Genomic DNA, 26,061 nt, shown 5'->3' with positions numbered 1-26,061 from the left:
CCCCTACACCTGAAACCCGGCGACCGGGATCTCCGCGTCCGGATCGGGAAGCTCCTTGATCTTCTCCCTTGCGTCGATCGGCTCTTTGACCAACTCATCCGACACGATGCGTCCATCCCGGAACCAGATGATCCGCTTGCAGTGCATCGCGATGTCGTGTTCGTGGGTGACGATAATGACCGTCTTGCCGTGGCGGTTCAAATCCTGGAAGAGCCCCATGATTTCCTCAGAGGTCCTTGTGTCCAGGTTGCCTGTGGGCTCGTCGCCAAGGATGAGCACCGGATCGTTCACGATCGCGCGGGCGATCGCCACGCGCTGCTGCTGGCCGCCGGAAAGCTCGTTCGGCTTGTGGTGGGCCCGCGGCTCCAGACCGACGGTTCTGATGGCTTGCATCGCCTTTTCGTGGCGGTCGCCCGCGCCGGCATAGACCAGCGGCAGTTCGACGTTCTTCAGCGCCGAAGTTCTTGGAAGAAGATTAAATGTTTGAAAGACAAAACCTATATATTTGTTGCGCACGCCGGCTAGGTCGTTGTCACTGATGGTGGCGACCTCGGTTCCGTTCAGCACGTACTCGCCCTTCGTGGGGCGGTCGAGGCAGCCGACCAGGTTCATAAAGGTGGACTTGCCGCTGCCGGATGGCCCCATGATCGCGACGAACTCGCCCTCGTGGATGGAGAGCGTCACGTCGCGCAGCGCGTGGACGACCACGTCCCCCATCACGTAGTCCTTCGAGAGGTGGCGGGTGTCGATGATCACGCGGTCTGACATGGGCGGAAAAGTGGGCCTCCAGGGAAGCTATAGCGAAACTCTACCTGCTGAGACGTAGATTCGCTGGGACCGTTTAGGACGCCGCCGCTCAATATCCGAACCGATAGATCGCCATCCCGCCTGCAAGACCGTCTCCAGAGGGCACGCTGTGGTAATCGGGGGCCTCGCCGTCTAGGGCAAGCCCGGTGTTCACCGCGCGCACCGTATCCCGCACGACGATATAGAACTGCGAGCCCGCCTTGGAGGGGATCGTGACGATCATCGTGTTCGTCGAATCTTGATAGCGCATCGGACAACGCACCTTTGCGCCCGAACGGGTGGCGACCGAAACGTCCGTTGTGCTGATGTTGACCGGCGTGTGGAACGTGATGCGAATTGTTGAAAAGGGACCCGTAGAGCCTGGCGAGGGGTCCACCCGGACGATTTTGGGCGGCCCGGGCTGATAGGCCTCCGAAGCCACGGAACTCGTCAAAACCCACCCATCGGGATCTAGCGCATGAGCGGAAGAGCTCCCGTTGACCGGGAAAACGTAGTGCTGGGTCGGGGCCGTGTTCCAGAGCACTTGAGTGACGGGACTGCCCCCTACCGTGTACCGAAAGTCCACCGGCATCGAGAAGACCGGGTACGAGGCGCTTTGCGTCTGCCTCAGGTGAACCTGCAGATACTCCCGGCCGTCCACAGTCGTCTGTTCGATCCCCCATTTGTAGGCCACCGCGCCGATGCCGTAGACCCAAGGGTCGAAGAACCACCTTAGGCTCCTCCCCGAGACGTCTTCGCAGACCCGGATGAAGTCCTCGGTGATCGCGGCCCTAAACTCATATCGGCTGCGGTATTCGGCAAGGATGGCGAAAAAGGTGGCGTCGCCGACGATGTGCCGAAGCTGGTGCAGAACCCATCCGCCCTTCCGGTAGCTCGTATTCCCGTTAAAGATGTTGCTGACGCTTGTTGCGTCGTAGCAATACACCGATCCGTTGTAGTTGCTAGGCTTGCGGCTCGCCATCGCGCTCTTGAGCGCGGGAAGGCCGCTGCTGCCGGGCTTGCGCTCCAGCCACAGCGCCTCGCAATAGGTCGCAAAGCCCTCGTTCAGCCAGATGTCGGGCCAAGTCTTGCAGGTGACCATGTCGCCCCACCACTGATGCCCGAGCTCGTGTGCCGTGAGCGATTCGCCAAAGCCGCCTTGGCCGGTGATGGTCTGGTGCTCCATCCCGCCACCGAACCCGAAGTTGCAGATGCCGTACTTCTCCTGGATGAACGGGTACTCGCCAAAGATCGTGGCAAAGGCGCCGATCATCGGCCCAGACCTTTCCCATCCCGCTCGATTGCCCGAGGAGTCCCACTCAGGATAGATGTAGAAGTTCAGGGGCATCGAGCCGCCCGCGTGGGTGTAGCTCGTGGTCCAGGTGTTGAAGTTGGTCGCCGAGAAGCTCACCAGGTACGTCACGATGGGGTATTGGCTGCTCCACCGATAGCGCTGGCGCCCGCCGGAAAGGGGGTCAACGCCCTGCAGCAGGCCGTTCGCCGCCACGACCATCGGGCTCGGCACGATGACGGCGATGTCGGTCAGAGCTTTGTCATCGTTGTCGTCCTTTGCGGGCCACCAGGTGTAGGCGAACCAGGGTTCGCTGAGCGTGAAGACCTCTTTCGCGCCGCTTGAGCGGGTCCGGAAGACGATCGAGCCGAACCCCGACCCCGCGACGGGCTGGCCGCTGTAGGGGATCGTGAGCTGAAAGGTCTGATCCTGATTGAAGGTCGTCCCGAGGTTGGCTCGGACAGTCGCCGAGTCGAGCCGCGTGGTGCTGATGGGGCTGCCGTTGAGCAGGACTGTGCCGAGCGTGAAATTGTCCGCCAGGCGGAAAGTGAACTGGCCAAGGCCGTTGATCAGGCTCTTCACGGTCATCACGTTCGTGCCGACGAGGGTGGATGTGTCTGGAAGCGCCTCGATTTCGAGGACGTTTTTGAGGACGTCAGTGTCGGCTGTGCCTTCGAGCGGCTTCTTGACGATGCCGGCAAGCATGGCCTCGACGGCCGTCGCAGCCCTGGCGGCATGGGCGCACTCAAGGTCGGCAGCGGGAGCAGGGGGTAACGGACTTAGGGCGAAGGGGGGAGGGCGATGGGCAATTGTGCCACTGAAGGGTGTCGAGGGCGTAGTGCCTGAACCCACCCACGCGAACAGCAAGGCCGAAGCAATCCCGAGTCCCATGGTTTCATGTTACATGAGCTGGGGTGGCCCGGCAAGAAGTTCAGGTTTGTGACTCTGTAGACCCAGTAGGAATACAGTGGCTAGGGCGCGTGAGGTTAAGCGAGGGTGCGAGAGGGTAGCGAGGGTTAGCAGAGGGTGGGGCCGCTCGGCGAGACACTCGCGCTACTCCGGGTTTGGAGAGGGTCTCTTCGCCATCCTTACTGCGTCGTCGTAGGCGCTTTGGGCGCCGGCCAGCAGGTAAGTGAAGCTGCGGCCGCGTTTTGGGCCATGAACGGCGAGCCCGGCCCTAACCAACTGTCGAGCGGCCATGTCGACACTGACACGGTAACAACCATTCTCCTCGCACAACTGGTTAACCGTTTTTGGGTGATTGTTTAGGCGCTCAAGGGTCCTTTCATAGACCGTGCCGACGGGGATTGGCTCGTCCTCCGGGTTAGCCGACACATAGCGGCCGGGCTCATTTACTCGGAAGAAATGCGTTCTGCTCGGATAACGGCCCGAACCATTCGCGGATAGGCGCAACAGGCGTTGCTTCCATTTGTCGATACCCGATTCAAGGTTCAGGAGCACGTGGGACCCGGAGGCCAACTCGGGATGGTCGGCAGGCCGCGTCAGGCCGCCAAACTTTGCCAGATGGTGAAGGAGGAGGAAGGTCGCCCCACATTGAGCGGTCGCTTCGAGAAGCGAGCGCATGAAGGGGCGCGCCCTATGGCCGTCGTGCCTGGTACCTCCTTGCGTACAGGCGGTGAGATTGTCCACGACGATCAACCCGGCCTCGAACGATTTGGCATAGGCGACCACCTCGTCCAGGGTCTCTTGCCGGTCCAGTTGGAGGGGCGAATAGCAGACATAGAGCGGGATTGCTCCGACTTCGCCGTATTCCTGCACCATAGGGTCGAACCGCAAGGGCGAGTCGTCGTTCGAGGGCGGGATGAGGCGCAGGGCATCTTCGGTTTCGGCGCGGGAGTGGGCGCAGGCGAACCAGAGGATCGGGCTCTTGGCCGTGGCCATTCCGACGAAATCCAGCCCATCAGCGATGGCGCCGCAGAGGGCGGCGGTGAACTCCAGTGCTCCGGCATGGGGCCGGGAGGAGAGCAGGGCGATGCAGCCCTTCGGGAGGAGCCCTTCGACGAGCCAGGTGATGGAGTGGTTAGGGGTCCTGCGGGTGTCCCAGTACTCAAAGCGAAAGTCGGGGGGTGGGGGGATTCTCATATCCTACAAAACGGTTGGCCGTGGCTACGTCAACCGATGGGAGGCTATCTTGGGCTCCCGAAACCCCTCACCCGGTTCGCTTCGCTTACCGACCTCTCCCACAAGGGGCGAGGTGGTTCAGACTTCTTCGCTTCGAGTAGCCGCCGTCGCGCTGGCCCGATAGTGTTCGTCCAACTCTGGCCCCATCGCAAGGATGCACGCGATGCGCCGCGCGATCGCGGAGAACTCCCGAACTTCGGCGAGCTTCATGGGCCGACCCAGGACATCTCGCTCGCGATAGCTCAGCCACTTCTTCATCACCTGGTACCCGCCCAGCGTGTAGTTCCAGACGGCCTCCGGGATGCCGGTCCACCGCGCGTGCTCGTTCATGACGACGTCGACGGTTACCGGCCCGGCCGGGGCGCCTTCCAGGCTCGGCTGCGCGGAGGGCCGATTCTGCCAGTGCACCTTGCCGGTGGCGGGCATCACCGCGCCCTGCGGCGTTTTGTAACCCCAATTGGCTTTGAGGTCCAGGTCGGACGTGCCCTCTCTTGGAGCGCCTTCTTTGTTCCAGTCGAACCCTGCGATGGCTTGGAGGTGTGCAGGCAGATCGCCTTCGTTCACGCCGGGAACCGGCGATTCGGGATCGAGCAGCGCCGCCAGCCGTTTGCCGAGTTCGAGGCCGTGCAGAAGCAGGTCGCGGTCTTTGGGCAGCGGCACGCGGGGCCAATCCTGCCTCAGCGCTCCGGCGTTCTCTTCAGCGTAGGCGGGGCTGTGGAGGATGGCGAGGGAATGGAAGAAGATGCATTCGGGGTGGCCGTTTAGCTTGGATGTCTCAAGCGCCTCCCATGCGAGTGGACTGAGGTTCCAGACTGAGCGCACTGAGCCTTCTGCATCCCCATCAAGTGGCAAGAGCAGACCCTGCGAGCTTTCACTTGACGCTCCGAAGCATCTTAGCGGGAAGCAAAGACTCGCACGCTCGATAATGTGATATGAGGGCAAGGGCCGGCATACCAGCGGTCCGTCGTACTCCCTTCGCTGAACTTCGGAGCAGATAAGTAGGACATTCCCTGGCTGGATCAGGTGCTCGAATTCGCGCCGGTTCCTATCGATGAGCTTCGTTTCGCGTTCGTAATACAGCCACCTCTCATCGAAGGGTCGGTAATAGACGTTGCGGAACCCAGTAGGGTCTAGACCTCGTGCCTGTAGCGTAGCCCGAGTCGTTCGGGCGTTGTAACCGCTCGTATCCAACACCGCCTGAGGCGAGACTTTCGCCAATTCCTGTTCGGTGCAGTCCTTGTCGAAGTAGGCCCTGACCCGCGCCTCAAGCGAACTTCGGTCGATGTCAACGAGGAACGAATCGCGGGCTGTGTTGACACCGGGAAAACCGGTAGGCATCAGCTCTGGCAGGCGCGGCCAGTCCAGATACCCCGTTCCCACCTTCCGCGGCTTGAACGGGTTGGCGAGCTTGGGATTCGGTAACAAAGGCGAATACCTATCCGTGAACTGGGGATCGCGGAGCGCCTTTTGAAGCTGGGACCTGCGGTCTTCAGCCCGTGCTTCATCCACGTCCCGATACAAGACCTCGGCAGACGGTCTGCGTACGATGCTCGCGCCTCTTCGGAGAAGCATCGAGATCGCCGTTCCGACCTTTATCCCGACAGATTGACCAGACACCGCAAAAATCGTCTCACTGGTCTTCCCATCCGGCGAATACTCGCTGATGATCCGGTCCCCGTGCAAGTTGTCGATCCAGATCCGGTCGAACGTCTCCAGATACTTGCGCCGCATCTCGCCAAAAGAGAGCCCATCCAGCCAAGAGTAGTTGCTGATGAAGCAGATCACGCCCCGTCCGGTCTTCTCAATCCTGCGGTCCGCCATCGCGAAGAACCGCACGTAAAGGTCGTTCAGCCCCTGACCCTTGCGCTTGCCCGAAACGTACCGCTCGACGAGCCCCAACTCCTCGTCCATCTGGAACGTCCCTGCGTAGCCGTTGTACGGCGGGTTGCCCATGACTACCAGGATCGGCTTGTCGCGCTTGACCTCCTTCGCCGCGTCGGCTTCGGCAAACAGCGACAGCGGGTCGAGTTGTTGCTTCACGTCCTGAGCCGGGTCCCAACCGGTCAGCGCGTTCGTCAGGTACACCGCCGAACGTTCGTTTGGCCCCAGGTGCACTCCCAGCTTCGCGAGCAGGAATCCAAGCTGAAGGTGCGCCACCACGAACGGCCCAGGAAGCAGCTCGAACCCAAAAAGCCGATCGGTAGCCGCCTTGCGGATGTCGTCGCCATGCAAGACGGCCTCGCCACGATCCGCATACCGTTTCGCAATCAGCCGCAGGGCCTCGACCAGATAGGCTCCGGTCCCGCAGCAGGGGTCCAGCACCAGCACGTTCGGGCTCGCCAGCCCGTCGGCCTCGCCGAGCTCCTCCCGTAGGACTTGGTCCACGCGCCCGACCATGTACCGAACGATCTCGGGCGGCGTGTACCAGACGCCCATCTGTTTGCGAAGCTCGGGGTCGAACGCGGCAAGGAACGGCTCATAGAAATACTGCACCGCAAGGCCCTGTTCGAACGCCTCGGAGAATGCGGGCCAATCGACGCGGTTGAGCACCTCCTCGGCGCTCTTCAGTGTTGTCGTGAGGTCCGTTTGTTCCAAGACCTTTCTTGACATGGCGCCCACGAAAAGCCGGTCGATCACGGGGATGGTCAAGTAGTGGCTCGTCAGAAGCCAATTGAACGGCGCCTTGTCTGGATTCGGCTCCTCATGCCAGAGGACCCAGGCGGAGAACATGCCGTAGAACAGGGTCTGCACGAGCGTGGACCGGAAGAAGTCGTCTCCTCTTTCGCCTTCGAACTTCACGCCCAGCGCCTCGGAAAGTGCGTCTTGGATCTGCTTAAGTTCCAGGGGCTGCGCATTGAGGTCGAGCTTGTGCCGTGCTTCTCTGGCATAGGAGGCCAGATAGGCAGCCACCTCGGCAGGCGCTGAGAGGGTGACGGAAGCCAGTAGCGTCCGCTTCAGGAATTCGGCGAGGGGTTTTCCGTGCTGGCGTTCGGCGACCTTGGGTCTGCCCGCAAGATCCAAGAACGCGGACTCCGAGACTGCGAGCGAATAGCGCTCGACCACGACGGCTTGGCCGTTCCTTAAGTGGATCGCCGCGAACTCCCGCAGGTTCGTTGCCAGCACTTGTTTGTACTGCAGCAGGTAGCGCTTGACCTGCTCGCCGGCGATGAGCTGCTCCAGGTCTTGACCGAGCCCCTTGGCCTCGATCACGCCTCGTTCAGGCTTGCGGGCTTTCGTGTCCTCGAACGGCAACCCCTCTTGGCCTGGTTTGGGAAGGTGGTTGGCAGGAAAAAGGCCCCCATCGGGCTGGTTGCCCTCCGAGCCCTTGGGGTTGATGATGCAGACGACGTGCGGCTTAAGTTCTTTGCCTGCGGCGTCGATGAGCTTCTTGAGGGCGGGATAGTGGGAGGTTTCAGCCACCCCGAACCCATGCGTGGACGCGCACTCCCTCAGGTACTCCTGCAGCGCATCCATGGTCAGGGATGATACACCCTCAATGGTCTGTTGATCGGTTTCAGGCTCGGACGGAGCCTCGCCCTCCAGTGGCGAGGGGGAATCCCTCTTATCCCGCATCGCGTCGCGAGAGCATCGGGGGTCTCCCTCCCCAACCCCTCCCTCATTTACGAACCAAAACGAGGGAGGGGCTCCGATTCATCACGCTTCGCGTTGTGTGAGCATTGGGGGTCTCCCTCCCCAACCCCTCCCTCATTTACGAACCAAAACGAGGGAGGGACTCCGATTCATCACGCATCGCACATCGCGATCTTCTCCCCCCTCACCCGGTCCCGTAAGGCGCGGGATCTTCGATTCGCTTTGCTCACCGTCCTCTCCCCAAGGGGGCGAGGAGGAATGCCCCCTCACCCTCCCAACGACTTGAGAACCGCTTTCGCCCGAGCTTTGATCGCCTCGGATTTTCCATTGGACTCGAGCTCATGGAGCATCGGGGAAAAGAGGGAGCCTTTGAAGGCTTCAATGACATCCATAGCCGCCATACAGTTCGCCTCGAAACTGCCAAAGAGAGGCTTCCAGAGGCCTGCCAGCCCGCCTTCCTTCACAAACGACTCGCGCCGTTCAGGAGGGACGACCTCCTTGAGCAGTTTGAGGCCCGCAGCCTGAACTTCCGACGTCGAGCTCCGGCAGAGTTCCGCGGCTGTGGCGGCAACGCGAGGCGTGTAGTGCTCGTCGGCCCCAGGTGCCAGGATCTCCTTGAAGGCATCCAAGCCGGCTAGGACGCCTTTTGCCAGAGCTTTCGGGTCCTTCTGGTCCAGCTGCTTCACGAGCCAAGTTGCCGCTTCTTTCGGGGCCGAGCCTTTTCCAGGCAAGAGCTCAGGTTCCAGGCACTTTTTGTACGCCGGCTGCTGAAAGTCCACGCCAGCGGTCGAGGCGACCTCGTGCAGGAGGCGCAGGTAGGTTCCTTCGGCCGGCGCGGGAATCAGCCTTTCGGTGACGTCCATGTGAGAGGCCTTGTCGGTATAGATCCAGGTGCGGACCTGGTCCCAGGGGCCCCGAACGAGAGATTTGGATGCCAGGTTCATCAGCGCGACGAGCTTTGGGTCGTTGGGGATGCCAAGCTTGTACTTCACCCCTGGCTTGGGCTGCTTCTTCTCCATCTCCAGGCACTGGATGCGGCCCTCTCCGCCTCCGCGCGGGTTCTGGGTTCCGAGGCTGGGACCCGAAGCCGGAACGACCTCGACATCAAACTCCACGCGGCTGCGGGGCATGATGTTGAAACGGCATTCCGTGGAGAACGCCATCAACTGATAGGTCGGATCGCTCGGGATGCATAGAGTCCCGGGATTGATGCAGAAGGTGATCGGCTTGTCGGTGGGGTTTTCGGCGGTACAGCGGCCGACGTTCATGTCCCGACACTCCACCTCGAACTTGCAGTAGTCCAGGTCGATCGGGCCGATGCAGGCGCCGGTGTCTCCGTTGGAGCATCCTGGGGGTGGCGTCTCAGGCGGTGGGTTGGGGTCGGTGTTCCCACCCGTTTGGCCTCCTCCAGTGGATCCCCCGGTCTGTCCGCCGCCGGTCGTGCCTCCACCGGTCGAGCCGCCCGTGGTTCCGCCTCCCGTGTTTCCACCGCCAGTCGACGTGCCTCCACCCTTGTTGGAGTCTCCGGCGTTTCCTCCTCCAGTCTCAGTTCTTGGTGCCAGCTTGGGGTCAATCACGACCATGCATCGGCACTCGATTCTGGGTTCTCGGACGTAGCAGATCGCTTCGGTCGGGATGCTGAGAGAGCCTATGTCGGCCGAGCCCTTCGGGCCGTTCACGCGGATCATTCTGCCGTCAGGAGCTAGGTCAAATCGGTAGATTTGCCAGTTGGCCGTGACGATGTAGTCCTGAAAGCCCAATCCTCGCGAGACCCTGGAGCACGGAGTGTCGTTCCAGTGGGGGAATACCTTGTTGAGCGAGTTCTTCGGGTCGGCCAGGATTGGCGCTACGGCTTCGTCGAATTGGCGCTCCATGTCGATGAAGACCCGTTCTTGTGTCCATGGTTCGTGTCCGGGAAAACCGAACTGTTGGAGGCCGGGGCCGAAGTCCCTTGAGTATGGAACCTGGGAGCTAGCTTCGGGCTGCAAGTTGGCGCGGTGAATCTGTGAACACCGGGCATCACAACTGAAGTCGCAATCCGGATGCCGGTAATGGACGCGCCCCTTGCATTCCCGCGAGCAGACCATATCAGGCGGGTAGGACCATGCTCTGCCCCCCCGATGGATTGTGATGTTAACGTGAACCAGCGTCGAGTGGTCCATCGAAAAGTCAAAGGACTTTGGCCCGCCAAGAGCAGGTGGAGGGGGTTCGCCCTGAGATGGCGGGGAGCCAGACGATCCCGAAAGAATCGAACCGGGAAAAAGGAGCGCGACGGCACTTAGGAGCATCACCCGCGACATCATGCAGACCATTGTATGGCAATCGCCGATGAATCTGGAAAGAATAGTAGATTATTCGTACCTTAGCGCTTCGATCGGCGTGAGGCGGGAGGCTCGGAGCGCCGGGTAGAGCCCGAAGAAGAGGCCCACCATCGCCGAGAACCCGAACGCCAGCACGATGGCCTGCCAGTTGATCGCCGGGGGCACCTTCAGGAACTTCGCCACGATGATCACGCCGCCGGTACCCACCGCGATGCCCACCACGCCGCCGACCAGGCACATCACCACGCTTTCCAATAGGAATTGCTGCAGCACCGATTGACGTTTCGCGCCGATGGCCTTGCGCAGGCCGATCTCGCGCGTGCGCTCGGTCACGCTGACCAGCATGATGTTCATGATGCCGATGCCGCCGACCAGCAGGGAGACAGAGGCGATGCCCGCGAGCAAAATCCGCAGCAGACGGGTCTGCGTCTCGATCTGCTCGATCCATTCTCCCTGATTCATCACGCGGAACTGTTCTTCGCCGCTGGCGCTCTTGCGCTTCCTGGCGAGGATCTCCTCGACCTTGGTTTGCGTGTAGGGCAGCAGGTCCGTCTTGATCCCCTGCAGCATGATCTGGTCCAGGTTGACCTTGCCCATGAGTCGAGTCATCGCCGTCCTGAGGGGGATGTAGACCACGTCGTCGGGGTTCATGAAGCCCGCGCCACCCTTGTAGCCGATGACGCCGGCCACCTCGAAGTTCTGATTCTTGATGCGCACGGTCGCGCCGATGGCGTTCTCGCCGTGAAAGAGCTCATCGTAGACGGTGAAGCCTAGCACGCATTTTTGGGTTGCCATAGCCTCATCTTCGAGCGTGTACCACTTGCCCGCGTGCATTTTGGTGGCGTTGCGGATGATCGCGATTTGGGGCTCGCCGCCCGAGATCTGGGTTTGGTGCGTCAGACTTCCGAACTTGACTGGGGCACGGGTCTGGACCACGCCGCTGATCAGCTTGACCACGGGCAATCGCCGCAATTCATCGACGTCCTCGGGCTTGAGCACGGGGGTGTCTGCGTTGCCGCTCATGCCGCCCCGACGCCAGTTGGGCATGATCGTCAGCATGTCGGTACCCATGCGTTCGATGTTTTCGAGCGACTTTTGGGCTGTGCCTTCGCCGATGCCGATCATGGCGATGACCGAGCCCACCCCGATGACGACGCCGAGCATGGTGAGGAACGAGCGCAGCTTGTTGGCGACGATGGCTCGGAGGGCGGATTCGAAGCTGTCTTTCAGATTCATGGGGTGCGAGACCTCCGAGTCATCTCCACTTGGTAAGGGACATAGGGACCAAGGGACGAAGGGACGGGAAATGCAGCCGTCTGTGTTTTGTCATCTGGAAGGGAATGCAACTCGTTGCTCAAAGCGCATGGCCAATTGCTCCAATCCCAAATATCATCTTGGCCGTAGGTAGGATGTGGTTCCTTGACTCCGTCTACTTTGGCCATGCGACAGGTAATGAGCGACCGAAGCATTCGAAGAACCTCCTCAAGATCCCTTGTCCAGCAGTCAGCCACATTCGGTTCAACAAGCTTGCGAGCCTGAGCTCTGGCAATCCAGTGACGAGTTTCTCTTGCGGAGCTACGAGCGATGATGAGGAACCTGAGAGCGTCCTTTCCCATCTCTCTACCATCGCCCTCCACCAGGTTTGCGGCAATGCTGTCAACCGATGAAACAAGCTGGGCGCCGACAGTCTTCTTGGCGAGCCATTCCCAACTACATACATCTGCCCAGACTCGATCCGCGAGGGAGCACGACTTCTGGTAGAGATCCGTGTTTTCGATTTCTGCTCCCATCAACAAGCTCCAGCTGTGCCTTGACCAGTCCCTTTGTCCCTTGGTCCCTCGGTTCCTATCTCCCTCCGCCCATCTTGCCGCCGCCACCCATGCCGCCGCCACCCATCCTGCCCGCGCCGCCCTGGGGCCGCATCTTGGGACCTTGGCCGCCGGCCAATCCGCCGCCTTCTTGGGCCTCTTGCATCTTCTGTTGGATGTCGCGAAGCTGAGCGAGGTCAATCTCAGCGGTGACGATCTCGTCTCCCGCTTGAATCCCCTCGAGGATCTCCACGCCGTTGTCGCCGCTGGCACCGACCTTGACCTCCTTGCGCACCGGCTTCTTGGGGTCCTTGCCCTTCACCTTGACGTAGGTCTTTTCCCCCTCGCGCTGAATAGCCTGGGACGGAACGATAAGTGCATTTTTCTTGGAAAAAGTGAGAAATTCGCAACTCGCGGTGAGTCCAGGCATGAGGGAGAGCTTCTGGTTGGGCAGCACGCGGACGCGAACCTTGACGGCGGTGATGTTGTTGGTGGTCGTTGCCGAAGGGTTGACCCGTTCCACGACTCCATTGAGCTGCATTCCCGGGTGGGCTTCGGTTCGGATATAGACCGATTGCCCTTTGCGAACCGAGCCGATGTCGGCTTCATCGACGTTGCAGTCTACGAACAAGGTCGTCACATCGCTGATCTGAACGATGCTCGTCCCCTGGGAGAACGTGCTGGTTCCTGGCGGGATGATGGTGCCCTCTTCCAAGTACTTGAGCGTCACGACGCCGTCGCGTGGGGCCATCACCGTCGTGCTCTCAAGCTGGACTTTGGCGTTGTCCAGAGAGACTTTGCTTCTGACCGTGGCCGCTTCGGAGGCTACTCGCTCACTCGCCCTAAGCTGGTCGTTTTTGGCGGCGTCCTTGGCACGCTGTAAGTCGAGCGTCGCTACTTCGACGGCCTTCTTCGCCTCGGCGAGGTTTCGCTGAGAAATGTCGATCTGGGCCATGTCACCGTTGGCCTGTTCGAATTGAGCCCTGGAGCGCGTGACGGCGAAGGTCAGTGCCTTTTCCTGTGCCGAGAGATCGCGCTCGAGCGATTGACGCTTCTGCTGAGCGGTGTCGAACGAGGCCTGCGCCGATTCGAGGCTCGCTTTGGCGCGTTCCACCACCGCTTGGCTCACATATCCACGCTGAAGGAGGCCCTTTTGGCGCTCAAAGTCCGCCTTTGCAGCATCGAGATCGGCCCTGGCACGGTTGTAGCCGCCTTCGGTGTCGCGGCGCTGCTGGAGTTTGGTGACCGTCTGAAACCTCTCCAATTCAGCTTGGGCGCTTTCGTAGGCTGCCCGGGCGCTGGTCAGGCTGGAAGTGCTCGTTGTCGGCTGGCGCTTCGATTCAATCTGGGCCCGCTCGAGACGGAGCTTCGCCGATTCGAGTGCAGCCTGTGCCGTTGCCAAACTGGTCCTGGTGTTGCGCTTCTGAAGGTCGAGATTCATGCCCGCTTGGTCGGCTCGGGCTTCGGCCTGGCGGAGATCGGCTTGAGCCTGTTCAAAGGCCGCTTTGGTGTCGCGAGGATCGATTTCGGCAACCAAATCGCCTTTCTTGACGACAGCGCCCTCATCGACGTACAGCCGCTCCACGATGCCGCCGGCTTTGGATTTGACGTCGACGGTCGTCAGCGGCACCACTGTGCCGGTCGCTGAAGTGGAGCGCGTAAGCTCGCCGACCTTCGCCGCTTCATAGCGATACTCGATTTCGGGCTCTTCGCCGTCGCCGCGAAAGACGAAAAACCAAAGGCTCGCAAAGACGACAACAAGCCCAAGAAGCCAAGTCCCAAATCTCTTCATAGTGTCAGTTTTTGCTTTGTTCGCCAGGTAGCGGCTTGCCGGTGGCCAGCTTCAGCCGAGCATCGGAAATGAGGTAGTCGAAAAGAGCCTCGACGAAGTTCGATTCCGCGGTCACGAGGCTCACCTGCGCCGTGAGCACCGTGAGAATCGAGGTTCCTTCGGCTCCTGCCTTATGAGACTCTGCGGCGGCCTCATAGTTCAGTCTTGCGGCGTCCAATGCGGCTTGTGAGGCTTGAACCCGGAGCACATTTTGAGCGAGCACGGTCCGCGCCGACTCGATGTCTGCGACGGCGTCCCGTTCAGCCTGCATCAACTGGGCTTTCAACGATTCCAGCGCGTAGCGTGCCTGGCGAGCGGACTCCTTGGAATAGCCGCCATCGAAGAGCGGCATGGAGGCCAGCACGGTCAACTGCCTGGAATCCTGGACCAGCGGCGAGAAGAACCGGTCATAGCTGGCCGAAACCGAAAGCGACACTTGCGAGTTGCGCTCGGCGATTCTGCGGCTGAACTCCTGCGCCTCCACGCGTTTGCGGAGGGCGACCAGATCTGGCCTGTCTCGAAGACCTTCTTTGATCAGGTCCTCGGTCTCGGCAACCTCAGGAAAGGTGCTTGGCGCCGTGATCTTCTCAAGATCGGGCAGGGTCTCTTCGGCGTTCCACCCGATGATCGCCTTCAGGTCGCTTTCAGAAGTAGCTGTCAAGTTCTGCGATTGCAGCAAGCCCACCTTGGCGTTCAGCAGGTCGGCCTTGGCTTGGAGCTCATCTTTCTTGGGGGCCGCGCCCACCTCGATCTGCAGCTTCGTGGCTTCGAGCGTCGTTTCGGCTCGGTTCACCTGGGTCTCTGAGACGCGCAGAAGCTCCCTTGCGCGGATCGTGTCGAAATACCGCTGAAGGATCGCAAATAAAACGTTCCTGACGGTTCCGGTCGTGCTGGCCTCGGAGGCATCGGCGCCGCGCCGGGCCGCGCGGTAAGACCAATCCCTCTGCCCAAGGTCGAGCAGGAGCCAATCGGCCGAGACGGAGGACGTTCGGGTGTTCGAGGTGCTGGAACCCGCCGAAGCGCCCGTGAACACTTGGCTGCGATCGTGAAGGTAGCGGTAGTTCGGGATGACCGTCGGCAAGAAGTCGGCAAAGGCCTGCTTCACACGGCTGCGCGACGTCTGCAGATCCAGATACGCCGACCGAACGTCTCCATTGCGCTGCTTGGCCATCTCGATGGCGTCGAGCAGGCTCAACGTCTTCTGCGCCAACCCGACTTGAGGCAGGCAGAGCGCGCCGAACAGCAACGCTGAAACGAAGGGAAGAGATTGTCTGCTCATAGTCAAACCTGACGATACCGCCCGAATGGTGGCCGCCCAAGACCTTTGGCCTTGGGCGGCCACTCCGAATCTACACTCTTATCCGGTCTTTCTGCCAGAACGCATCAACCCCAGACGAGTTCACGGCGCTTCCAAATGGTCTCCGCGCGATCGGGCCCTACGCTGATCGCCGCGATGGGGGTACCCGTGTACTCCTCCAGAAATTCCAGATACGACTGGGCAGTAGGGGGCAAGTCGTCCCAGGTTCGCGCCGACCGAAGATCTCCGCTCCAGCCGGGCAACTCCCTATAGATCGGCTCGACCTGTTCCAGCGCAACGGTGTCCTGAGGGACCCCGATCACTTCCTTCCCGCCCAGCCGGTAGCCGGTACAGACCTTGACCGATTGGAAGCCGGCGAGCACGTCGAGGCGCGTGACCACCCATCCGCTCAGCGAATTCAGCCGGGCGCTCTGCTTCAGGATCGGAAGGTCGAGCCAGCCGCAGCGCCGTCCCCTGCCGGTGGTGGTGCCGAACTCTTTGCCGTGCTGGCGAATCCACTCGCCGGTCTCATCGAGAAGCTCGGTGGGGAAGGGGCCGGAACCTACGCGGGTGGTGTAAGCCTTGCAGACGCCGAGCACCGCATCGATGCGCCGAGGGCCGATGCCGGTTCCCAGGCAGGCGCCGCCGGCCACGGGGTGGCTGCTGGTCACATAAGGATAGGTCCCGCAATCCAGGTCCAGAAAAGTGCCCTGCGCGCCCTCGAAGAGCACACGCTCGCCCGCTTCGACTGCCGATGCGACGAGAACATCGGTGTCGGCGACGAATTCCCGGATTCGGTCCGCATACGCCGCATACTCCGAGACGATCGGCTCGAACTCCAGCGGCTCGCCGCCCAGAGCGACGAGCAGGGTGTTCTTGTAGGCGAGCACCTCTTGCAGGCGCGTACGGAAGCGCTCGGGATGCACGAAATCGGCCATGCGGATGCCGAAGCGCCCGACCTTGTCTTGATACGCCGGGCCGATACCGCGCGCCGTCGTGCCGATCTTGTTCTCTCCTCGCGCCGACTCTTCCAGGGTGTCGAGGATGGCGTGGTAGGGGAGCACCACGTGGGCCGACGCGCTGATCTTGAGTGTGCCGAGTTGGGAGCGCTTCTCACGGGTGCGGTCGAGCTCGGTGAGCAGGCTTTTCGGGTCAATGACCATGCCGCCGCCGAGGATGGCGGTGACGCCAGGGTGCAGGATTCCCGCAGGGATCAGGTGAAACTTGAATTCCTCGCCCGAGACGATGACGGTGTGTCCGGCGTTGTTTCCGCCGCTGTAGCGGACCACCATGCTCGCTTCCGAGCCGAGCACGTCGACGAGCTTGCCCTTGGCTTCATCGCCCCACTGGGCGCCGACGATGACGAGTGTTGGCATGTTGTTTCCTCCGGCCGAGGTCCGCCAACAGGGAGGTCGGCGGCGCCCCGGATTCTAGGCTGCGCCAACGAAAAGGCCGGCGTAGCCTCGAATTTCGTCGAGGATCCGCCGGCCCAAGGCCGCTTCGCCTTCTCTCAACAGGCGAATTATAACCTAGTTAATCTGGCCCCTAACGTCCTTCAGGCTTGCGGCGGACTTGTGCAGGCCTTCCTTTTCGGCTTCCGTAACGTCGGGCTCGATGACGCCAAGCACGCCAGCTCGGCCGACCCGAGTCGGGAGCGAGAGGCAAACGCCGGAGATGCCCAGAGCGCCCTCCTGCATCGAGCTGACCGGCAAGATCGCGCCGCTGTTCAGCGCCATCGCGTGGACGACTTCGGCAATCGAAACGCCGACTGCACGGCCCGCGCCGCCCTTCATGCGGATGACCTCGGCGCCCGACTTCTTCGTAAAGTCGAACACGGCGTCGGCCTTCTCCTTCGTGTAGCCGGGGAGGCTGGAAAGCGCGATGCCGTTGACGGTCGCGGAGGACCAGATCGGCACCATCGAATCGCCGTGCTCGCCAAGGATCAAGGCGTGCATGTCGCGGGCGCCCACGCCGAACTCCTCGGCGAGGAGCGATCGGAAGCGGCACGTATCGAGCACCGTGCCCAAGCCCAGGATTTGCGATGCGGGAAGGATGCCGCTCTCGACGGTGAGCTGGGTGAGGATATCGACCGGGTTCGAGACCACCAGGATCGTGGCGCTCTTGGGGAGAGAAGCGCCTTTCAGCGAATCCAGGATGCCTTTGAAGAGGTCCACGTTGCGGCTGATGAGCTGGAGCCGGGTCTCGTCCGGCTTGCGGCGCAGACCGGCTGTGATGACCACGCAATCGCTGCCCTTCACGGCGTCGTAATCGCCCGAGGTGATGGTTTGGCTGGCGGTGAGCGCCGAGCCGTGGCGCAGGTCGAGCGCTTCGCCCGCGGCCATATCCTGATTCATGTCGACGAGAACGATTTCGCGGACGAGCCCGCCGAGTTGAAGGCAGAAGGCGGCGTCGGATCCGACGCGGCCACCCCCGCCGATAATGCTGACTTTCATGTGTCCTCTCCGGCCCCGGCAGGTTTGGGTGAAAGCCCGGAGCCTATGAGCGGATTATGGCAGGGGGGAGCCCGGGCGGGGAGGGGGTGGGGGGGAAGGGGTATGGAGGGGTGGAGGTGAGGAGGTGAGGAGGGTGTTCAGGTTGTCAGGTTTTCAAGTGTCGGGTGAATCGGCCGAAAGGACCCCGCGTCGGAGGGCGGGGTATACCCCGCCTTTTCAGGGTGAGCGGGCATGAAGCCCGCGCCTTGCTCCGAAGCCCGCGGAGCTGCGCCCTTCGCGTTCAACTCTCGGCCCTTCGTCAGGAGCCTTTGAGATGCGTTCTACGCAAACGCCTCTGCCCGCTTCAGAAGCTCTTCCAGCCCCGGCTCGTTGGGGTTCTTCGGTTTGCCGGGGTGGATGATCCCCACCTGGCAACTCTCCGCCGCTTCCACGAGCTGGCGGAACGTTCCTGCCGTCGGGTCCTTGATGTACGCCTGCTTGTTTTCGTTGTAGGCGAACATCCGGTTGTTCAGGTTGGTGCACTCGTTGCAGGTCGAACACCGGGCGGTTTCGATGTAGGGATCGTCGGAGGGAGGCTTGGCTTCTGGTTCAGCAGACACAACAGGCGCCGCCAAGGCAGTTTCGGCGTCGAGCGCCGCGGCCGGACCCCCCGGCAGCTCCGGGGCCGACGTCTCCGCTCCTACCGGCGGAAGCTCCGCCAGGCGCTTGCGCTCTTCCTCCCATTGGAGGCGCTCGATTGCGAGGAGCCGCTCGGCATGGGAGTTGTGCACGCCGCCAAGCTCCTGTAGGCTGTGCCACATCGCCAGACAACGCTTCGATTCGGCCAGCAAGGGTGCGGTGATCGCGGCCTTGATGAGGTTCCCCTCGCCATCAGCCAGGAACACAAACGGCGCTCTTGCGGGCAAGCCCGCACCCGAGGACTCCAGCGCGGCAGGCACCCCCTCCAGCGCTTCTGGCCAAAGAGCCGCGTCCACCTTGGCAACTTGGCCCGAGAACCGAGAGTCCATCGCGATGAAGTCCGCCGTGGTGAAGCTCACCGACTCGGCGCACGCGCGCAGGTCTTTCGTTTCATATTCCAGGCGGTGCATCGGCCATTCGGCTTCGTGCTGCGGGTTGTCCTCGACCGAAAACCGCGCCGCCCAATCTCCGCCCCTCGAGGGGTCGTAGACGAAGGTCGGAAAAACCCTGCTCTCGGTGGCGGCGGCGGCGACGAGATAGGGAGGAACCTCGCCGCAGGTCCCACTGGACCCGCTGAAGGCGCTGAAGAGTGCGGGAGCGTCGGAGGCAAACCCCGAAGCGATCCGGTCCCTCAGACGCACCCACTCCGAGGCGCCGGCCTGGAGCACGAACACGTCGGCGAGGCTCATTGCCGCGCTGGCGAGTTGGCGGTTCTTGAGCCCAAACCCTAGGTGGAGAGGGGCCTCCTCAGTCTCTGAGAGGAGGTCATCCGTCACGACGACGATTTTCATCGGCAGGCCCGCAGAGAGGGCTTCGAGGATGGCGGTACTGGATTCGGCTTCCAGCGCTTTTGAGTTCACCAGAACCAGATAGTCGGGGAATTGGCTCAAAACCGCCCGGTCGAGACCGTGGCTTCCATAGTTCTCGAAGACTGGACCGTGCCAATCCTCGCGGTATTCGCCCTCGATCTCAAGCTCTGCGATCGCCATCGCCTTTGCCAGTTCGATCAGCCTGGGCAGGCGCTCCCTGAAGGCCGCGAGCGCGTCGTGGGTCGAGCGATAGACGAACCCGTAGGGCGAAGCGCCGTTCGTGGCGTCCTTGGCCCTCTTGGGGCAGGCGGTGAACCTCTGGGACCGTAGGGTCGCCACGATCCACTCCAGCCTCGCCCTTCGTTCCGGGGGCAACTCCCGGCCATGCGAGCCCTTTTCGAGCACCTTCGAGAGCGCCTTGAAGTCGAAGGCGCCGGCAAACCCGGTCCCGACTGCGGCTCTCAGCTTCTCAGGCTCCCTTGCGGCTGAGGTCCCTTGGTCTCCCGATCGGAGGATTTCCGATAGCCGGTACTCAAGCCGATCGAGCGTTGAAAGAAACCGACGGGCCTTGGCGCTTTGCGCCGCTTCGTGCAGATGGCGCGCGATCTCCAGAACCGCCTCCGGCCCGCACTCCCTCAACACGCCATCGAGGGGCAGGAAGGGCTTCAATGCATCGGCGACCTCGCGCAAGTGCGCGTTGGTTTTCAACGCAAGACACCCCTCCACGACCTCGCCCAAACTCTTTCCGGGCAACTTAGCAAGCGCAAGTCGAACCCCCACTTCCAGCTTGAGGGTCTGCTTCTCCAGGCGTCCGCGCTCGAATCCGACGACTTGAGATGCGGCGTTCTCGAAAGCGCTTGATAGGGACTGGACCGCCTCCTCTGCTTTGCCGCCGCATAGCACGACCGGGTAGTCGTACCGTAAGCTCGCCAAGGGCATTCGGCGCGCCATTAGGGCGGGAACCATCCCTCGCTCGACGGGAGACACCGCCGACCCCACGCACCGTCCGGTGAGGTGGAACGCGACGACCTGCTGGACTTCCGCTGGGTTCATTTCCTTGTCTGTTTCCTATGGCTCTTGGGCGCTTCCGGCTCCTCTGGCCAAACCGTGAACTTGTCGAACTCCGCCTCGAGGCCGTGCTGCACGAATGCGCTCGTACGAAGGTGGGGATCGTGCCGGACTTCCTCGTAGCAGGGCACTTCCGGGTTCCGATAGAGAACGCCCACGGGAATGGGGTCGATGTCCGATGCAATCTCTCGCGCACGGTCGATGTCGCTGGGGTCGTGCGCCTCCTGGTTGTTGAAGAGGCGCGACGATTCGGGCGAAAGCGTCACACCGTCGGGATGCTGCAGCAGCAGAACCTTGCTCGCGTCCTGCATCCACGGGTCCATCATCTTCGGCAGCCACTCCGGGCAGCGCTGCACGATCCGAACGAACGAGAAGCCCTTGTGCCTGTAGGCGGCCGAGAGCACCTGATAGAGGAGCTCCGGGTTCCAATCCACCGTTTGGGCGACGAAGGAGACGTTCTGAACGCCCAGCGTAACCGTCAGCGGGTTCAAGGCCTCCAGATAAGCCCCGCGCGGCGAGGTGTTGCTTTTGAGGCCCAGCGGGCTGGTGGGGGACATCTGCTTCTTCGTCAGGCCGTAGATCTGGTTGTCGTGAAGCATGATGGTCAGGTTCATGTTGTAGCGGATGGCGTGGATCCAGTGCGCCGCACCGATGCTGCAACAGTCACCGTCGCCCATGTTCACGAACACGTCCAGTTCGGGGCGGCTCATCTTGATGCCCTCGGCGACCGGGAGCGCCCTGCCGTGAAGGCTGTGGAAACCGTAGGTGTTCATGTAGTGGGGCAGGCGGCTGGAGCAGCCGATGCCGGAGACGAACACGGTGCGCTCGGGCCGGAGGTTCTGGTCTCGGCAGAGCCTTTGGACCGCAGTCAGGATGGCGTTGTCGCCGCATCCAGGGCACCATCGCGGGACGCCCTTCTGATAATCTTCGATTTCGTGGCGCTCCTCGTAGAGCGCCATCAGGCATTCGTTGGGGTTGGGAGTGACCGTGCTCATGCTTCCACCTCCTCAAGCTTTTTCATGAGGACCTCGCGAATCTTCGCTGGCCGCAGGGGCTGGCCCTTGACCTCGCTCCAGCAATCGATATCCACCAAATAGCGCGAACGGAGCATCATGGCCAGGGCTGTGTAGCGGCGATTCGTCTCGTCGATCAGTGCGTCGTTCGGGTCGTCCGACCAGTTCACTTCCACCGCCACGTGGTGTTTGAACCGGCCGAGGATCTCCTTCACGCCCGGCGGCAGGGGCTGAATGAAGCTGAAGTGGACGCTTGAGATCCGGTGGCCCTCCTTGCGGAGCCCTGCGACCGCCTCCTCGATCGCGCCCTTGGTGCTGCCCCATCCAATGACCAAGAGGTCGCCCTCGGGATCGCCAAAAACCGGCGGTGGGAGCAGGGTCTTCTGCAGCGCTGCAAGCTTGAGGCTCCTGGCCCGAAGGGAGCGCTGGTTGATCTCGGGGTCGTAGGCCACGTGGCTGTTCTCGTCGTGCGCCAGACCCGTCAAAGTGTGCGTTCCACCCGCTTGGCCCGGGATGAACCGCTGCGAGAGCCCTGTTTCCGGGTCCCAGGCATAGGGCTTCGCACCGGCGGGCGCCGGTGTTTGGTCGATGGGCGGCGCAAACCACGCCACATCGAACGCCGGTCTTGGGAAGGGGCTCTGCGAGGTCGCCAGGTTTGCGTCGCTGAGCACCACCACCGGCATGCGGAACGTCTCGGCGATTTTCCGTGCGGTGATCACGCAATAGAAGCACTCTTCAATCGTCGCCGGCGCGAGCACCACCTTCGGCGCGTCGCCGTGGCTGCCAAAAACGGCGCAAAGCATGTCGCCTTGCTCCACCTTGGTCGGCTGCCCGGTGCTGGGTCCGCCGCGCTGGACGTTGACGATCACCAGCGGGATTTCCGCCATGACCGCCAGGCCGATCACCTCCTGTTTGAGCGAATAGCCAGGCCCTGACGTGATGGTCACCGCGCACTTGCCAGCATAGGAAGCGCCGACGGCGAACGCGCAGGCCGCAATCTCGTCTTCGGCCTGGTGCAGCACGCCGCCCACCTTCTCGAACGCCTCCGCGAGGTAGTGCGAGGCGGAAGTGGCGGGCGTGATCGGATACATCGCGCAGACCTCCATACCCGATGCGAGTACCCCGAGCGCCAAGGCGGTGTTGCCGTTCACCACGATCTGCGCCTCCGTCGGGCGTTTGCAGGGTATCGCGTACTTGAAATCGAGGCTAGCCTCGGCCCACTCGAAGCCGGCGAGGAGCAGTTCGATGTTCGCCTGAATGACCGACTCGGCCTTTTTGCCGAAGGTCAAAGCGATCTGGTCCTTGGCGACCTGAAGGTCGAGTGAATAGATGCTGCACAGCACCCCCAGCGCGAACATGTTCTTGCCTTTGCGGGCGTCCCGCACGTGCTTGAGACACTCGACCTCCATGGGTATTTCGAGCACCCGGAACCCCGCCTTGACGAGCTGCCCGTAGGTCTCGACATACGAAGCGACAATTGCCGGGTCGGGGTCCTGTCGCCACTTGTCCTCGAGCAGGATCAGGCAGCCTGGCTTGAGCTGCCCCGAGCGAACGCGCCCCAAAAGCACCTGCTCGTTGAACGCCACCACGAGGTCGGTCTCGTTGCCACCGTTCGTGACCTGCCCCTCGCCGATGCGGATTCGGTTGCCGCTCGCCCCGGCGACGCTGCGGGCCGGGGGCCGAATCTCGGCAGGGATGATCTCGATGGTCCAGATGCCGTAGCCCATCCTCGCGGCGATCGCGCCTAGCGACTGGCCGCAGCGCTGTGCGCCTTCGCCTGAGTCGCTGATGATCTCGATGATGTGTTCGTGCAGTTTAGTGACCCGCTTGGGACCCTTGGCGCCGCTCTGCGGGGCCTTCTTCTTCTGCAAACCCGATTTCTCCTGTGTTTCGATCATGGTGGGAGCCTTGTTGCCGCCGATGCGGCCGGATCAAACTGCTGCTTTGAGCCTCACGAAGTGGCGCTCGGCGTCGGCCAGCCCAAAAGCTGGACTTGCCGCATGCTCGCTCTCTGCCGTCGGCCACTCGAAGCCCTCGCGAATGCCGAGGTAAGCCTTCATGCCCCGTGCCGCGCGCCGGCCGGCGCCCATCGCCTGGATCACGGTAGCAGCCCCGGTCACGATGTCGCCGCCTGCAAACACACCCGCGATCGAGGTCGCCAGGTTGCGGTCCGTCGCGATGTAGCCTCGCTTGTTTAGGTCCAGGCTGGAGGTCTGCCCCATGATGGGGTTGGCGTTCGTGCCGATGGCGAACACCACTTGGTCGGTCTCTATCTCGAACTCGCTTCCCGCGACCGGTACAGGACGGCGGCGGCCCGAATCGTCCGGCTCGCCAAGCTCCATGCGCACGCAGCGAATTGCTCGAACGCTGCCCTGCCCATCATCGAGCACCTCCACCGGGTTCGTCAGCCAGTGGAAGTCGATGCCTTCCTGCTCGGCGTGATGCACCTCTTCGGCCCGCGCCGGCGCCTCGGCCTTCGACCTGCGGTAGACGCAACTCACCTTCTCCGCGCCCAAGCGAAGGCTCACGCGCAGGGCGTCCATCGCTGTATTGCCCGCACCGACCACGACCACATGCTTGCCAAGCGGCATCGGGGTGTCGGTGTTCGGGAAGTCGCGCGCGTTCATCAGATTGCAGCGCGTGAGCAGTTCGTTGGCGGAGAGCACACCGTTCAACGAGTCGCCGGGAACCCCAAGAAGCGCCGGATACCCCGCGCCGGTGCCGATGAACACCGCATGGAAACCGTGCTCCTGAAGCATCTCTTCGACCGTGAAGAGCCGCCCCACGAGCGTGTTGCACTCAAACTTCACGCCCAGCTTCTTCAGGTTCTCGATCTCGGCGTCCACGACCGAGTTTGGCAAGCGAAACTCAGGAATGCCGTACCGCAGAACGCCTCCCGGCAGGTGGAACGCCTCGAAGACGATAACCTCGCAACCCGCCTTGGCCATGTCGGCTGCGCAGGCCATACCGGCCGGCCCCGAACCCACAATGCCGACCTTGAACGGCCCCGGTTCGATGTAGGGGATGTTCGCCCAACCGTTGGCGATCGCCCGATCGCCCACAAAGCGCTCAAGACGGCCGATCGCGACCGGCTCCAGCGTTTCTCCCACCACACAGACCTTCTCGCACTGGTTCTCCTGAGGGCACACCCGTCCGCAGACCGAAGGAAGTAAGTTTGTCGCGGTGATGACATCGTAAGCGCCGCGCAAGTCGTTCTCGCCGACCTTGCGGATAAACTCCGGGATGTTGATGTTGACCGGGCATCCCGCGATGCACTTCGGGTTGTCGCAAAAGAGGCAGCGCTCGGATTCGAGCACGGCCTCCGAGTCGGAGTAACCGCAGTTGACTTCTTCGAAGTTGCGCGCGCGAACCTCGGGGTCCAGTTCGCGGACCGGAGTACGCGCCTGGGGAATCGATCGAATCGTACGCTTCTTGGCCATGGCGTCAGGCTCCTCTCCCCGCAGGCAGCTCGGACACGACTTGGCCAGGCTCGCCCCTCATGCGGCAGGTCTCGCTCCACCTCTCTTTGGCCACCCGCTCTTCCTCTTTATAGCGCCTGAGGCGCACCATGAGATCGTCGAAATCGACTTGGTGCCCATCGAAATCGGGCCCGTCGACGCAGGCAAACTTCACCTGCTCACCCACCTTCACCCGGCAGCCGCCGCACATCCCCGTGCCGTCCACCATGATGGGGTTCAGGCTGACGACGGTTTTGATTCCGTGCGGCCGCGTGACCTCGGCGCAGGCCTTCATCATCACGGGTGGGCCGATCGCCACCACCTCATCGACGTCGGTGTGGGTTTCAAGAACCTTTTTGATGCCGTCGCTGACGAAACCCTTGATCCCAGCGGAGCCGTCGTCGGTGCAGAGCACGAGTTCGTCGCAGATCGCCCGAAACTTGTCCTCCCAGAACACGAGATCCTTGTTCCTAAAGCCGAGGACGCCAATCACGGTCGCGCCGTTGTCCTTGAACCCACGGGCCTGCGGATAAACCGGCGCCACGCCGAGGCCGCCGCCGACGCAGATCACCTTCCTCGCGTGGCTGAGGGGGCTGGGAATACCCATCGGTCCAGCCAGGCCATAGAGCGTCGCACCCACCACACAGTCTCGCTGCATTTCGAGCGTGCTCTTGCCGACCGCCTGGATGACCAGCGTGATCGTTCCGCGCTCGGTGCTGAAGTCGGCGATTGTCAGGGGGATCCGCTCGCCTTCTGCGTGCGACATCACAATGACGAATTGCCCTGGCTTGGCGGCCTTGGCCATCAAGGGATGGCGGACCTCCAGCATAAACGTGACGTCGGAGTAGTCCTCACGAGCGACGATTTCGAATTTGTCGATCACAAGCATGGCCTCCGCAGCGCGAAGGTCCGTAGTTGGAGCGCGCTGGGTTACTGGCAAAGGCCGCCCGGCCGGTCGTCGTTGGTCGGCCAAAGGGGCCTGCTCTAGAAGATGGCCCAAGATGTGGCGTCAAGTCCACATTTTTGAATGGAGGCCGGAGGGGCGACAGGGGTGGCCATGGCGCCGATCGCTGGGCTTCTCGATAGCCTCAAGGGACCTTGCGAGTTCAATCTGCGGCAAACCGTCGGTTGTTTTGAGGTGCTCCTACCCCCGCTTTCGGGCGCTGAAAACATACTATCAATAAATGTATAGGTTGGCTCTCTTGGCCCGTTACTGCTGCCGCACATAGGCCGGCCATCGGGCTTAAGCCGCCCGACAGCACTTTCGTGGGCGGTGGGCTCGGAGGTCCTGAAACGGTTCGGTTGGGCTTAGGACTTAGGTGCTGGGCACCTTGACTCGGCTGAACTCCTCGTCGGACGCCAGATCTGAATTCGCACGACTCGCGCCAATAGGCGGATCGCCCAGCATTTTTGCCGTATTTGGCGGGACCGCCTGTGCAGGGGCCACTGCCATCACATATACTGGTACCGTTCGTTACTGAACCGTTTCAGGTTCAACCTCTGTTTTATTGGAGG

The 26,061-nt window shown here is 62.2% G+C and carries 16 protein-coding genes; all 16 read right to left on the bottom strand.

Features of this window, described 5'->3' with window-relative positions:
- Nucleotides 1-3: 3 nt before the first annotated feature.
- Nucleotides 4-768, bottom strand: coding sequence for an ABC transporter ATP-binding protein (locus tag HZC36_04125; protein ID MBI5706159.1), 765 nt, complete (start codon nucleotides 766-768; stop codon nucleotides 4-6).
- An 88-nt stretch (nucleotides 769-856) separates the two neighbouring features.
- The gene (locus HZC36_04120) at nucleotides 857-2,968 is read right to left on the bottom strand and encodes a hypothetical protein (protein ID MBI5706158.1); all 2,112 of its coding nucleotides are present in this window, start codon (nucleotides 2,966-2,968) and stop codon (nucleotides 857-859) included.
- A gap of 162 nt (nucleotides 2,969-3,130) precedes the next feature.
- A complete protein-coding gene (locus tag HZC36_04115; protein ID MBI5706157.1) occupies nucleotides 3,131-4,180 on the bottom strand; it encodes an AAA family ATPase in 1,050 nt (349 codons plus the stop codon).
- Nucleotides 4,181-4,297: 117 nt separating this feature from the next.
- Entirely contained in the window at nucleotides 4,298-7,693 is a 3,396-nt protein-coding gene (locus HZC36_04110) for an N-6 DNA methylase (protein ID MBI5706156.1), read from the bottom strand.
- A gap of 383 nt (nucleotides 7,694-8,076) precedes the next feature.
- Entirely contained in the window at nucleotides 8,077-9,684 is a 1,608-nt protein-coding gene (locus HZC36_04105; GenBank protein MBI5706155.1) for a hypothetical protein, read from the bottom strand.
- Nucleotides 9,685-10,161: 477 nt separating this feature from the next.
- Nucleotides 10,162-11,367: an ABC transporter permease gene (locus HZC36_04100; GenBank protein MBI5706154.1), complete on the bottom strand. Its 1,206-nt coding sequence runs from the start codon at nucleotides 11,365-11,367 to the stop codon at nucleotides 10,162-10,164.
- Nucleotides 11,364-11,921 (bottom strand): four helix bundle protein, encoded by a 558-nt coding sequence (locus tag HZC36_04095; protein ID MBI5706153.1) that lies wholly within the window; start codon nucleotides 11,919-11,921, stop codon nucleotides 11,364-11,366. The genes HZC36_04100 and HZC36_04095 overlap by 4 nt, the downstream gene beginning before the upstream one ends.
- A 55-nt stretch (nucleotides 11,922-11,976) precedes the next feature.
- The gene (locus HZC36_04090) at nucleotides 11,977-13,731 is read right to left on the bottom strand and encodes an efflux RND transporter periplasmic adaptor subunit (protein ID MBI5706152.1); all 1,755 of its coding nucleotides are present in this window, start codon (nucleotides 13,729-13,731) and stop codon (nucleotides 11,977-11,979) included.
- Nucleotides 13,732-13,735: 4 nt separating this feature from the next.
- On the bottom strand, nucleotides 13,736-15,049 hold the full coding sequence (locus tag HZC36_04085) for a TolC family protein (protein ID MBI5706151.1): 1,314 nt from the start codon (nucleotides 15,047-15,049) through the stop codon (nucleotides 13,736-13,738).
- A 104-nt stretch (nucleotides 15,050-15,153) separates the two neighbouring features.
- Nucleotides 15,154-16,443 (bottom strand): adenylosuccinate synthase, encoded by a 1,290-nt coding sequence (locus HZC36_04080; GenBank protein MBI5706150.1) that lies wholly within the window; start codon nucleotides 16,441-16,443, stop codon nucleotides 15,154-15,156.
- Between the two features lie 153 nt (nucleotides 16,444-16,596).
- The gene (locus HZC36_04075; protein ID MBI5706149.1) at nucleotides 16,597-17,520 is read right to left on the bottom strand and encodes a lactate/malate dehydrogenase family protein; all 924 of its coding nucleotides are present in this window, start codon (nucleotides 17,518-17,520) and stop codon (nucleotides 16,597-16,599) included.
- 320 nt (nucleotides 17,521-17,840) lie between these two features.
- Nucleotides 17,841-20,060 carry a hypothetical protein gene (locus HZC36_04070; protein MBI5706148.1) on the bottom strand — a complete coding sequence of 740 codons (2,220 nt, stop codon included), beginning with the start codon at nucleotides 20,058-20,060 and terminating at the stop codon, nucleotides 17,841-17,843.
- The gene (locus HZC36_04065) at nucleotides 20,057-21,070 is read right to left on the bottom strand and encodes a 2-oxoglutarate oxidoreductase (GenBank protein ID MBI5706147.1); all 1,014 of its coding nucleotides are present in this window, start codon (nucleotides 21,068-21,070) and stop codon (nucleotides 20,057-20,059) included. Before HZC36_04065 ends, HZC36_04070 begins: the two co-directional genes overlap by 4 nt.
- Complete coding sequence (locus tag HZC36_04060; protein ID MBI5706146.1) at nucleotides 21,067-22,986, bottom strand: 2-oxoacid:acceptor oxidoreductase subunit alpha; 1,920 nt, start codon at nucleotides 22,984-22,986, stop codon at nucleotides 21,067-21,069. Before HZC36_04060 ends, HZC36_04065 begins: the two co-directional genes overlap by 4 nt.
- Before the next feature lie 33 nt (nucleotides 22,987-23,019).
- Nucleotides 23,020-24,528, bottom strand: a complete 1,509-nt coding sequence (gltA, locus tag HZC36_04055; protein MBI5706145.1) for an NADPH-dependent glutamate synthase — start codon at nucleotides 24,526-24,528, stop codon at nucleotides 23,020-23,022.
- Nucleotides 24,529-24,532: 4 nt separating this feature from the next.
- The gene (locus HZC36_04050) at nucleotides 24,533-25,435 is read right to left on the bottom strand and encodes a sulfide/dihydroorotate dehydrogenase-like FAD/NAD-binding protein (GenBank protein MBI5706144.1); all 903 of its coding nucleotides are present in this window, start codon (nucleotides 25,433-25,435) and stop codon (nucleotides 24,533-24,535) included.
- Between the last annotated feature and the right edge of the window lie 626 nt (nucleotides 25,436-26,061).

The sequence above is a fragment of the Armatimonadota bacterium genome (genome assembly GCA_016223145.1).
GTDB lineage: Bacteria > Armatimonadota > Fimbriimonadia > Fimbriimonadales > Fimbriimonadaceae > Nitrosymbiomonas.
Note: the sequence above shows the minus strand (reverse complement) of the source record. Positions and strands in the feature narration are given on the sequence as shown.